The sequence below is a fragment of the Allonocardiopsis opalescens genome (assembly GCF_003002095.1).
GTDB lineage: Bacteria > Actinomycetota > Actinomycetes > Streptosporangiales > Streptosporangiaceae > Allonocardiopsis > Allonocardiopsis opalescens.
Window position 1 is genome coordinate 1,608,444 of record NZ_PVZC01000001.1, and the last position, 10,903, is coordinate 1,619,346.

At 74.3% G+C, this 10,903-nt stretch carries 11 protein-coding genes; 2 read left to right on the forward strand and 9 right to left on the reverse strand.

All coding sequences use genetic code 11. The features are described 5' to 3' along the window. The first annotated feature begins 80 nt into the window (after positions 1-80). Positions 81-1,697 (forward strand): alpha/beta hydrolase, encoded by a 1,617-nt coding sequence (locus CLV72_RS06645; RefSeq protein ID WP_170140893.1) that lies wholly within the window; start codon positions 81-83, stop codon positions 1,695-1,697. 86 nt (positions 1,698-1,783) lie between these two features. Here the strand turns inward: CLV72_RS06645 and CLV72_RS06650 are convergent, their stop codons facing one another. From CLV72_RS06650 to pdhA, 6 genes are all read right to left on the reverse strand, one after another. Then, positions 1,784-2,575, reverse strand: a complete 792-nt coding sequence (locus tag CLV72_RS06650) for a GNAT family N-acetyltransferase (RefSeq protein ID WP_106241519.1) — start codon at positions 2,573-2,575, stop codon at positions 1,784-1,786. 64 nt (positions 2,576-2,639) lie between these two features. Continuing rightward, a complete protein-coding gene (locus tag CLV72_RS06655) occupies positions 2,640-3,227 on the reverse strand; it encodes a restriction endonuclease (RefSeq protein ID WP_170140894.1) in 588 nt (195 codons plus the stop codon). A 283-nt stretch (positions 3,228-3,510) separates the two neighbouring features. Then, positions 3,511-4,239, reverse strand: a complete 729-nt coding sequence (locus tag CLV72_RS06660; protein ID WP_106240870.1) for a class I SAM-dependent methyltransferase — start codon at positions 4,237-4,239, stop codon at positions 3,511-3,513. A gap of 93 nt (positions 4,240-4,332) precedes the next feature. Beyond that, positions 4,333-5,649: a dihydrolipoamide acetyltransferase family protein gene (locus CLV72_RS06665; RefSeq protein ID WP_106241522.1), complete on the reverse strand. Its 1,317-nt coding sequence runs from the start codon at positions 5,647-5,649 to the stop codon at positions 4,333-4,335. Next, positions 5,646-6,698, reverse strand: coding sequence for an alpha-ketoacid dehydrogenase subunit beta (locus CLV72_RS06670; protein ID WP_106240874.1), 1,053 nt, complete (start codon positions 6,696-6,698; stop codon positions 5,646-5,648). Before CLV72_RS06670 ends, CLV72_RS06665 begins: the two co-directional genes overlap by 4 nt. Continuing rightward, entirely contained in the window at positions 6,695-7,825 is a 1,131-nt protein-coding gene (gene pdhA / locus CLV72_RS06675; RefSeq protein WP_106241524.1) for a pyruvate dehydrogenase (acetyl-transferring) E1 component subunit alpha, read from the reverse strand. The genes CLV72_RS06670 and pdhA overlap by 4 nt, the downstream gene beginning before the upstream one ends. 125 nt (positions 7,826-7,950) lie before the next feature. Between pdhA and CLV72_RS06680 the strand changes: the two genes are divergently transcribed. Next, positions 7,951-8,418, forward strand: a complete 468-nt coding sequence (locus CLV72_RS06680; protein WP_106240879.1) for an Lrp/AsnC family transcriptional regulator — start codon at positions 7,951-7,953, stop codon at positions 8,416-8,418. A gap of 25 nt (positions 8,419-8,443) precedes the next feature. Here CLV72_RS06680 and CLV72_RS06685 read toward each other — a convergent pair whose 3' ends face one another. From CLV72_RS06685 to CLV72_RS06695, 3 genes are all read right to left on the reverse strand, one after another. After that, positions 8,444-9,562 carry a DUF1648 domain-containing protein gene (locus tag CLV72_RS06685; protein WP_106240883.1) on the reverse strand — a complete coding sequence of 373 codons (1,119 nt, stop codon included), beginning with the start codon at positions 9,560-9,562 and terminating at the stop codon, positions 8,444-8,446. Then, positions 9,559-9,999, reverse strand: a complete 441-nt coding sequence (locus tag CLV72_RS06690; RefSeq protein WP_106240888.1) for a GntR family transcriptional regulator — start codon at positions 9,997-9,999, stop codon at positions 9,559-9,561. The genes CLV72_RS06685 and CLV72_RS06690 overlap by 4 nt, the downstream gene beginning before the upstream one ends. Before the next feature lie 127 nt (positions 10,000-10,126). Continuing rightward, a partial coding sequence (locus tag CLV72_RS06695; protein WP_146159363.1) for an Hsp70 family protein occupies positions 10,127-10,903 on the reverse strand: 777 nt, incomplete at its 5' end.

Consider the following 10,903-nt stretch of genomic DNA (forward strand, 5'->3'; position numbering starts at 1 on the left):
CTCCTCTCTAGGCTCATCTGCGCGATATGCCTATTCGTTCGCATTCGTACCCCCGGTGCGGACGACCGAGGAGGACCTCCGTGAATGCGCAAAGACGCGGCGGGCGTGTGCTCGCCATCGGTGTCGGGCTGCTGGTGGCGGCCGGCACCCTCACCACCGGCACGGCGACGGCGGCGCCCGCCGGCGACGGGCTGGCGGAGTTCCACCGGCAGCCGGTCGAGTGGTCGGCCTGTACCGGTGAGGGCTTGGAAGGACTGGAGTGCGCGACCATCGTCGTGCCGCTCGACTACACCGACCCCGGCGGCGACCGTATCGAGGTCGCGATCAGCCGCAGCACCGCCACCGACCCCGAGCGGCGCCGCGGCATCCTGCTGCTGAACCCGGGCGGACCCGGAGGCGCCGGGAGGATGATGCCGAACCTGTACGTCGGCCAGCCGATCAGCGAGATCTACGATCTGGTGGGCTTCGACCCGCGCGGTGTGGCGGCCTCCACCGCGCTGAACTGCTCGGTGCCCGAAGGTTCGCAGGAACTGCCCTCCCGGCCCACCGACGCAGAGCTCCGGCTGTTCACCGAGTACGCGCGCGCCACCGAGGAGGGCTGCGACCGGATGGCCGGCGCCCTGCGCCCGTACATCAGCACCGCCAACACCGCCCGCGACATGGACGTGGTCCGCGCCGTGCTCGGCGAGGAGCGGATCAACTACGTGGGGTACTCCTACGGCACGTATCTGGGCGCGGTGTACGGCAGCCTGTTCCCCGAGCGGCTGGACCGCAGCGTGCTGGACTCCTCGGTGCACCCCGACCGGATCTGGCGCGAGACCTGGCTGGCCATGGCACCCGCCTACACCGAGAACGTGCAGCGTTTCGCCGAATGGGCGGCCGAGCGCGACGGCGGCTACGGACTGGGCGGTACTGCCGAGGAGGTGCGCGCCACCATCGAGGAGATCGCCGCCGCCCTGCACGAGGAGCCGGTCGAGGGCGTCGACCGGACGGTCTTCGACCTGTTCGTCGGGGTCCAGGGGCGCTGGCAGGCGGAGTGGGACCTCTTCGCCGAACTGCTGCTCGCCCTGGAGGCCGGCGACATCCCGGCGTCGGCGCGGGCGGACGCCGCGGCGGCGGTCCGGCTGGCCGTGGCCGCGGCGCGCGAGGAACTGGCGCCCGGCACCTTCTACGCCGTACGCTGCGAGGCCGACTGGCCCGGGCGGCTCGGACCGTACTACCAGGCCATGCGCGAGTACCGCACGGAGCACCCCTACGGCACCGGCGTGTTCAGCGCCGCACCGGACCCCTGCACCTTCCGTTCCTTCACCCCGCCGGAACCGCCGGTGGAGCTGGAGCGGGACGGCTACCCGGCCGGCCTGGTGATCCAGGCCGAGTACGACCCCCAGACGGCCTACGAGGGCGGGCCGGCCATGGCCCGGCGGCTCCGCGGCAACCTGATCATCGTCACCGACGACGGCGGCCACGGCTACTTCGGCCTCCACGGCGACGGCTACGGCTGCGTCAACGACCGGGTCAACCGCTACCTGGTCCACGGAGTGCTGCCGCCCAGCGCCTCGACCTGCCCCGGCCTGCCGGCGGCCGACGTGCCGGCCGACGACGAGCAGGGCGCGGCCCGCAGGTCCGCCCCGCGCGACCTGGCCGAGCGGATGGCCGAGGCCATCGAGGACCGCGGCGGGCTGCCGCTGTCGTCCTGACCGGAGCGCTCACCCGTCCCGCCCCCGCCGCTCCCGGCGGGGGCGGGACGCTGCGTTCGGCAGTCGGTCCGGCGCGCCGCCGGGGCTCAGCCCCGCGGCGGCGTCCACACGTACGGGGTCGTGGTGGTGACCTGGTGGAAGCCGAGGCGGCGGAGGATGGGGGCGCTGTCGTCGGTGGCGTCGACCTGGAGGTAGGCCAGACCCCACGCGGCCGCGACGCGGGCGCGGGCGGCGACGAGGGCGCGGTAGATGCCGCGTCCGCGCCACTCCGCGAGCGTCGAGCCGCCCCACAGGCCGCCGAGGTCGGTGCCGGGCCTGGCGACCAGCCAGGCCGCCGACACCACCCGGCCCCGGGCCTCGGCCACCATGACGGCGATGTGGGCGGGGTCCGCGGCGACGCGGGCGGTGAGGTCGTCGGCCATCCAGCTCACGTCCTGCGACCAGACCTCCGCCTCCATCGCGGCGATGCGGCGCATGTCGGCGGCCGCGGTGACCTGCCGCAGGGTGACGCCGTCGGGCACCGCCGGCTCGGCCGCCAGGTCGGCCACCCGCGCGAACAGCACCGACTCCCGGGCCTCCGGTACGAACCCGGCCGCCCGCAGGCGCTCGGTGAGGTCGGCGGGCAGGTCGTGGCCGTAGGTCTTCCACTCCACCGGCTCGCCGCGCGCCGCGAAGTAGTCGCGCTGCCGGGCGATCAGCGCGTCCAGTTCGGCGCCGCGCACGCCGGGGTCGCTCGGCACCGTCACGAAGCCGCGCGCCTGGCCGACGATGCGCAGCACCGGCCCGTCGCGCTCGGGCCGTACACCGTCGGGCAGGGAGGGCGGAGTGTCGCGCAGCAGCGCGTCGTAGCTGCTGAGCAGCGCCTTCGGATCGATCACCCGGCTCACGCTACCCACGGGGGCAAGCGGTTTTCGGCAGCGGCGGGCCGGAGCCCGCCGACGCTCACACGGTCTGGTGCAGCGGGGTGTCCTGGGCCCAGCGTTCGAGGGCGAGGCCGTCCACCAGCATGACGGGGACGCCGACGGCGGCGAGCCTGGCCTCGCCGGTGAACTCGTCCTCGGTGGCGAAGACGCCGACGGCGCCGCCGCGCCGCAGCGTGCGCGCGAAGTCGGCGATGGCCTCGCGCGAGACCGGGCCGCTCCGGTACTGGCAGTGCACGAACACCCGGGCGCCGCCGGGGGAGCGGGCGACGATCCGGATCTCGGCGTCGCGGGTGCACTCCACGTAGACGCGGCGGTAGCCGTCGCGTTCGAGCAGCAGGGCGATCAGCTCGGCGAACTGCGGTCCGGGCAGCGAGCCGAATCGGGCCAGCCGCTCGCCGGTGCGCTGCCGGATCTCGCGCCGCTTGGCCCGGTTGCTGAGGACGAAGGAGGCGATGACCAGCAGCGGCAGCAGCGCCGCGATCGACGATGTGGTGAGCATCGCCCAGTTCTCCATGATCGTCAGCCGGTTCAGCCAGACGAGGGCGAGGACGGCCGCCGCCATCAGCAGGGCGGCCCTGGGCAGGGCGGATCTCAGATCCTCCGGCATGGTGACCTCTTCGGTGCCGTGGTCCGTCGGCGGTGTTCGGTGAACGGCCCCCGGCGCGCCCTGAGCCGGACCGCGGTCGCGGCGGCGCCCGCTCCGGTCCGCGCTGACCGGCCCGGCCGGTGCCGCTTCGATGGTCACACGGCGCCGCCATGATCTGTAGAGAGCAGCAGGGTGAGGACCCTGTGTCCGCGAGGTGCTGCCCATGCGGCGGCGGGGATAGCGCGCCGGGGCACGGCGAGGCCCGGACCTGGCGTGTTCCACCGTCCGCCCAGGCGGCGGCGCGTCAGTCCGTGCGCTCGGCGACGAACACGAACTCGCGGCCGGGGCGGTCGGGGGCGTCTCGCACGTCCAGGACCCGGTAGTCCTCGGCGGCCAGGCTCGCCTCGACCTCGCCGCGGCCCCGGAACCGCAGGGTCGAGTCCGAGGTGAGCACCGTGCCGCTCGCCGCGAAGCGGAAGGTGTAGCGGAAGGAGACGAGCGGAAGGGCGATCTCGGTGACCTCCAGGCGCCGTTCCACCGGCCCGGCGCCCGGGAGGTCCAGGACGACGGGACCGCTGTCCGCCGCCCACTCCTCCCAGGCGCGTCGTTCGGGCCGCCTGGTCTCGAAGACGAGATGTCCGCGCGGGCGCAGTGCGGCGCGGACGCCCTGGAGGGCGCGTGCCCAGTCGTCGTCGGTGCGGAAGACCTGGGCGACGTTCCCGGTCATCGTCGCGAGGTCGGCGCCGAGCGCCGGCAGCGCCGCGGCCTCGCCGCGGATCCAGCGGACCTGTCCGGCCCCGGGCTTGGACCTCGCGATCTCCAGCGACGCCTCGGCCGGATCGACGCCCGCGACGGCATGGCCGCGCCCGGCGAGCAGGAGGGCCAGCGAGCCCGTCCCGCAGCCGACGTCGAGTACGGAGGCCGCGCCCAGTTCGGCGGCGATCGCCAGGTAGGCGGCCAGGTCGGCGCGGTCGCCGTCGAAGGCGTCGTAGAGGCGCGCGAGGTCGGGGTGGGCGAAGATCGCGTCGGGCATCCGGCGACGGTACCCGGTGGCGGTCCGCGCGTGCCGCCCGGTGCGGGGGCCGGCCGGTGCGCGTAGTGACAGGGTGCGCGCACCGGCCGGTGCTCACAGGGTCGCGAAGGCGACCGAGGGGCGCTCCACGCAGTCGGCGACGAAGCGGAGGAAACCGCCCGCCTCCTCACCGTCGCAGACGCGGTGGTCGAACGCGAGTGTCAGTTCGGCGACCTGGCGGACGGCCAGTTCGTCGTCGACGACCCACGGCCGCTTGATGATGCGGCCGATGCCGAGGATGGCCACCTCCGGGTGGTTGATGATCGCGGCGGAGCCGTCGACCCCGAAGCGCCCGTAGTTGTTCAGGGTGAAGGTGCCGCCGGTCAGCTCGGCGGGGGTGAGCGCGCCGTCGCGGCCGGCGGCGGCGAGCCGGCGCAGTTCGGCGGTGAGCTCCGGCGGGCTCAGCGCCTGGGCGTCGTGCACGACCGGCACCATCAGGCCGCGCGGTGTCTGCGCGGCCACGCCGAGGTGCACGGTGTCGTTGAGCACGATCTCGCCCGCGTCGGCGTCGATCCGGGCGTTCAGCAGCGGATGGCGGAGCAGCCCGAGGACGGTGAACCGCGCCAGCAGCGCCAGCAGCGACACCGGCCGCTCCGGCCGGACGGCGTTGATCTCGTTCTTCAGCGCGACGAAGGCGGTCGCGTCGACGTCGACCCAGACCGTCGCCTCTGGGATCTCGCGCCGGGACCGGGTGAAGCGCTCGGCCGCGGCCCGGCGCACGCCGTGCAGCGGGATGCGGGCCGCACCGTCGACGGGCGGCGCGGACGGCCCGTCGAAAGCGGCCTCGACATCGCGGCGCAGGACCAGTCCGCCGGGTCCGCTGCCGGTCACGGCGGCGAGGTCGACGCCGCGGTCCCTCGCCAGCTTGCGCACCAGCGGCGAGACCACGGCCACCCGCCCGTGCGGCCGCCCGGCCGCCGGCGCGGGGCGGACCGGGCCGCGCAGTGCGGCGCGGCGCGCCCGGCGGCCGCCGGCGCGCGGCGCGGCCGCCGAGGTGCCGTAGCCGACCAGGACCGCTCCTGATCCGCCCGGCTCCGCGGCGGGCGACGCGTCCGGGATGACGGCGCCCGGCTCGGTGAAGCGCTGGGCGGGCACCGCGCCGGGCGCCTGCCCGCCGGCCGGCGGCGCCGGCTCGCGGTCATCGATGCTGATCAGCGGTGCCCCCACGTCGACGACCTCGCCCTCGGCGGCGTGCAGCCGGGTGACGCGTCCGGCGAAGGGGCTCGGGACCTCCACCGCCGCCTTGGCCGTCTCGACCTCGGCCACCGGCTGGTCGACCGCGACGGAGTCGCCCACCGCCACCAGCCAGCGCACCACCTCGGCGCCGCTCAGCCCCTCGCCGAGGTCGGGCAGCAGGAACGGGCGGCTCATGACCGGCCCCTTCCGCCGGAGGCGGCCGGTACCGGCGCGTCCCACTGCAAGCGGGCGACGGCGTCCAGAACGCGGTCCACCCCGGGGAGGTGGTGGTGCTCCAGCTTGGGCGGGGGGTACGGGATGTCGAAGCCGCCGACCCGCAGCACCGGCGCCTCCAGCCAGTGGAAGCAGCTCTCCGTGATCCGGGCGGCCACTTCGGCGCCGTAGCCGCAGAAGGCGGCCGCCTCGTGCACGACCACGGCGCGCCCGGTGCGGCGGACCGAGGCGGTGACGGTGGCGTCGTCGAACGGCGCCAGCGTGCGCAGGTCGACCACCTCGGCGCTCCAGCCCTCCTCCTCGGCCGCCTCCGCCGCCTCCAGGGCGGTGGCGAGGGTCGGGCCGTAGGCGATGAGGGTCACGTCGGTGCCGGAGCGGCGCACCTCGGCGCGGTCCAGTTCCTCGGGCTGGGGAGCGGGGGGCGACTCGCCGGACGCGGCGCCGGGCACGGACCCGGGCTCGCCGGCCGACCAGTACCGGCGCTTGGGCTCCAGGAAGATCACCGGGTCGTCGCAGGCGATGGCGGCGCGCAGCAGCCGGTAGGCGTCGGCGGGAGTGCCGGGGGTGACCACCCGCAGGCCGGGGGTGTGGGTGTAGTAGACCTCGGAGGAGTCGGAGTGGTGCTCGACGCCGCCGATCCCGCCGCCGTAGGGCACCCGGACGACCACCGGCAGCGCGATCCGGCCCCGGGTGCGGTTGCGGGTCTTGGCCAGGTGCGAGGTGATCTGCTCGAAGGCGGGATAGGCGAAGGCGTCGAACTGCATCTCCACCACCGGGCGCAGCCCGTACATGGCGTGGCCGATGGCGGTGCCGACGATGCCCGCCTCGGCCAGCGGGGTGTCGAAGCAGCGCTCCTCGCCGAACTCGGCGGTGAGCCCGTCGGTGATGCGGAATACCCCGCCGAGCGGCCCGACGTCCTCGCCGTACACCAGCACGGAGGGGTCGGCGCGCAGGCTGTCGCGCAGCGCGGCGGTGAGGGCCTGGGCCATGGTCGGCCCGTTCGCGCTCATCGCGCCTCCTGCGGCCCGGCGGGGGCGCCGCCCTCGGCGGCCAGCTCCTCGGCCAGCAGGGCGGCCTGCCCGCGCAGCTGCGCCGACGGCCGGGCCAGCACGTGCGCGAACAGGTCGGCGGGCTCGACCCGGGGCTCCTGCGCCATCCGGGCGCGCAGCTCGGCGGCCTCGCGCTCGGCCGCCTCCTCGACGGCGTGCAGCGCGGCGTCGTCCAGGGCGCCGGCCGTGCGCAGGTAGCGCTCCAGCCGGGCGATCGGGTCGCGCCGCCGCCACTCCGCCACCTCGGCCTCGTCGCGGTAGCGGCCCGCGTCGTCGGCGTTGGTGTGCGGGTCCATCCGGTAGGTGACCGCCTCCACCAGGGCCGGCCCCGCGCCCGCGCGCGCGGCGTGCAGGGCGTGCGCGACGACGGCGTGCACGGCGGCGGCGTCGTTTCCGTCGACCTGCACACCGGGCATGCCGTAGCCGACGGCCTTGTGCGCGAGGGTGGGCGCCTTGGTCTGCCGGCTCAGCGGCACGCTGATCGCCCACTGGTTGTTCTGCACGAAGAACACCACCGGCGCGCGGTAGACGGCGGCGAAGTTCAGCGCCTCGTGCGCGTCGCCCTCGCTGGTGGCGCCGTCGCCGAGGAAGGCCAGCACCGCGAGTTCGTCGCCGCGCCGGCGGGCGGCGTCGGCCAGGCCCACCGCGTGCAGCGCGGCGGTGGCCAGCGGGGTGCACTGGGGGGCGACGCGGTGCAGGTAGGGGTCGTAGCCGCAGTGCCAGTCGCCGCGCAGCAGGGTCAGCGCCTCGACCGGGTCGAGGCCGCGTGCGACCAGGGCGACGCAGTCGCGGTAGGTGGGGAAGAGCCAGTCGGCCTCGTCCATGGCCAGCACCGCGCCGACCTGGCACGCCTCCTGGCCCAGTGATGACGGGTACACGGCCAGCCGCCCCTGGCGGGTGAGCGCGGCGGACTGGCGGTCGAAGCGGCGGCCGGTCACCATCCGCCGGTGCAGGCGCACCAGCACGTCCAGCGGCGGCAGCGGGTGGGCGGTGCCGTCCAGGCGCACCCCGTCGGCGTCGATGAGCCGGATGGGTCCGGGCGGGGGGAGCAGGTCGTGCGCCGCCGCCCGTTCGTCGGTAGACGTCATGTCCGCCATGGTCGAAGCGGCTATTCACCATGTCTAGGGTGCAGCGGTAAGTTGGGGAAAATTGTCCCAACTCATCGCCGTGCCGGTGCAATCCGTCCGGTATGGCCGCGAGTGCGGGGGTGCGTATGGTACGAACGGCCGTCGAACTCGACGACACCGACCGGCGGATCGTCGCCCTGCTCCAAGCCGACGGACGCATGTCGATACGCGAGGTGGCCGAGCGGGCGCACGTCTCGCGGACCAACGCCTACGCCCGCCTCGACCGCCTCCGCGCCACCGGCGTGATCACCGGTTTCACCGCCGTGGTCGACCCGGAGCGCTACGGCATCGTGCTCTCGGCCTACATCGCCGTGAAGGTCCGCCAGAACGTCTGGCGCCGCTTCCGCGGCCGTCTCGCCGACATCCCCGAGGTCCACCACGCCGCCCTCGTCTCCGGCGACTTCGACGTCCTCCTCCTGGTCCGCACCACCGACCTCGGCGCCCTGCGCGACCTCGTCCTGGAACGCCTCCAGGACATGCCCGAGGTCCTCACCACCCAGACGCTGTTCATCCTGGACGAGTTCAACCGCACGCCGGGCCCGGCCGCGCCCTGAGGCGACCGGGCCGGACGCGTCGGGGTCAGCGCTCCGGGAGGTAGCCGAGGACGCCCAGGACCACGGTGAGGGCGACGAAGGCGACCAGTACGGCGGTGAGCGCGAGGCCCCACGGGTTGCCGACGTTGACCGTCCAGCCGACGCCGATTCGCTTGGCGACGAGGAAGGACGGGTCGTGGCGGTTGATGTAGACCTGGCCGAGGATCCAGTGGCGGTCGTCGTCGCGCTGGACCCGTCCGGTGTCCTCGCCGGCCTCCTCGGGGACGGGAACCCGCCAGCCGCTCTGGCCCATGCGCACCGCAACGAGCACCAGCCAGGCCGTCGCGGGCACCACCGGGACGGCGACGGCCAGGGTCAGCGCCAGGTCGCCGGCGGCGCCGGTCCACACGAGCACCGACATGACGGCCATGCCGAGGTTGACCGCGGTGAGCAGGGCGACGGTGGCGCGCAGGATGGTGGGGGTGAAGGTCCGGTACTGGCGCGCGGTGGTGTGCGGGCGGTCGGCCTCCAGGTCGGGGCGGGCGCGCAGCGTCAGCCAGACCAGGCCGGCCATCAGCGCCGTCTGGGCGGCCATGACGAAGACCAGGCCGAAGGCGGACAGCGGGGTGGTGGCCACCGGCTCGGCGCCGGAGCCGCTGAACACGAGTGTGCCGGGCAGCCCCGGGTACAGCAGCAGGCCGACCAGGGCGGTGGCCAGCACCAGCGCCGCAGAGGGCAGCACCCAGACCCACGGGTAGCGCACCGGGTCACTGCGCAGCGAGGTGTCGGCCGCCACCGACTGCCGCAGGCCGCCGTACCAGTCGTCGCGCTCCTTGGCCCGCCGGATGGCGAGGTGGCCGCGCACGTACAGGGCGGCGACGCCGATCAGCAGCGCGCCCGACGCCAGTGCCCCGGTGGTGCCGGGCTCCCAGTCGGCTCCGACGGTCAGTGCGACGGCGGAGCCGGCCAGTGCGGCCAGCAGGCTCAGCCACAGGGTTCCGGTCTGGTAGGTGCGGATGCTGGCGGTCACCACGGGGTCGGCGGTCCGCTGCGGCGGCACCCGGGTGCCCAGCGGCATGGTGGGCCGGTGCAGTACCGGCACCAGCCAGTAGGTGCCGGTCGCGGCCGCGACCGGCACGAGGGTCGTCGCGAGTTGCACGATCATGTGTCCGTGTCCTCTCGGGCGTCGGCGGGGGAGGGGGCGGCGGGTGCCGGCCGGGAGGCGTCGAAGGAGGCCAGCAGGGCCGAGCAGTGCTCCAGCACCTCGTCGGGCGGGACGCCGTGCGCGGCGGCCTCGGCGAGCAGAATCTCCAGCCGCTGCCGCCAGCCGGGCAGGAAGCCGCCGTCGGGCGGACCCGACGCCGCGTCGCGCTGGACGACCGCGCCCGACTTGCGGTTGACGCGGAGCAGGCCCTCGCGTTTCAGCAGGTCGTAGCTCTTGTTGACGGTGTGGAAGTTGATGCCGAGGTCGACGCCGAGCTGGCGCGTCGACGGCAGCGGACTGCCCGCCGCCAGTTCGCCGCGTGCGATGCCGGTGACGATCTGGTCGCGCAGCTGCTGGTAGATCGGGACCTCGCTGTCCAGATCCAGGTTCAGGATCACTGGACGGCCTCCTTGTGCGCTATCTGATATACGAAAACTATAACAGATAGCGGTACGGACTCGCCATACGCGAACGGCCCCGGGACGAGGGGTGTCGTCCCGGGGCCGGTGCGGTCGGTGCCGCGGACTACCTGCGGTCGGTGCCGTCGGTGTCGTCGTCGATGATCTCGGCTTCGACCACGTCGTCGTCGCTGTTGGCGCCAGAGGTGCCGCCGTCGGCGCCGCCCGCCGAGTCGGCGGTGGCGTCGGACGGGGCGTTCTGGCCGTAGATGGCGGTGCCGATCTTCTGGCTGGTGGTGGCCAGCTTCTCGGCCGCGTTCTTGACGGCGTTGGTGTCGGTGCCGCTCATCGCGGTCTTCAGCTCGGCCAGCGCCGTCTCGACCTCGGTCTTGACGTCGGCCGGCACCTTGTCCGCATTGTCGGCCAGCACCTTCTCGGTCTGGTAGACGAGGGTGTCGGCGTTGTTGCGGATCTCCGTCTCCTCGCGGCGGCGGCGGTCCTCGTCGGCGTACTGCTCGGCCTCGGCGACCATGCGGTCGATGTCGTCCTTCGGCAGCGCGGAGCCGCCGGAGATCGTCATGGACTGCTCGCGGCCGGTGCCCAGGTCCTTCGCCTTGACGTGCACGATGCCGTTGGCGTCGATGTCGAAGGTGACCTCGATCTGCGGGATGCCGCGCGGCGCCGGCGGGATGCCGGTGAGGGTGAACACCCCGAGCTTCTTGTTGTGCTGGGCGATCTCGCGCTCGCCCTGGAACACCTGGATGGGGACCTCGGTGTAGTTGTCCCCGGCCGTGGTGAACACCTCGGAGCGCTTGGTGGGGATGGTGGTGTTGCGTTCGATGAGTTTGGTGAAGATGCCGCCCTTGGTCTCGATCCCCAGCGACAGCGGGGTGACGTCCAGCAG

Coding starts and splice junctions, on each gene's coding strand:
- CLV72_RS06670 (WP_106240874.1), bottom strand. CDS start 6,698: ATGAGCGCGAACGGGCCGACCATGGCCCAGGCCCTCACCGCCGCGCTG.
- CLV72_RS06655 (WP_170140894.1), bottom strand. CDS start 3,227: ATGCCGGAGGATCTGAGATCCGCCCTGCCCAGGGCCGCCCTGCTGATG.
- CLV72_RS06685 (WP_106240883.1), bottom strand. CDS start 9,562: ATGATCGTGCAACTCGCGACGACCCTCGTGCCGGTCGCGGCCGCGACC.
- CLV72_RS06660 (WP_106240870.1), bottom strand. CDS start 4,239: ATGCCCGACGCGATCTTCGCCCACCCCGACCTCGCGCGCCTCTACGAC.
- CLV72_RS06665 (WP_106241522.1), bottom strand. CDS start 5,649: ATGAGCCGCCCGTTCCTGCTGCCCGACCTCGGCGAGGGGCTGAGCGGC.
- CLV72_RS06680 (WP_106240879.1), top strand. CDS start 7,951: ATGGTACGAACGGCCGTCGAACTCGACGACACCGACCGGCGGATCGTC.
- pdhA (WP_106241524.1), bottom strand. CDS start 7,825: ATGACGTCTACCGACGAACGGGCGGCGGCGCACGACCTGCTCCCCCCG.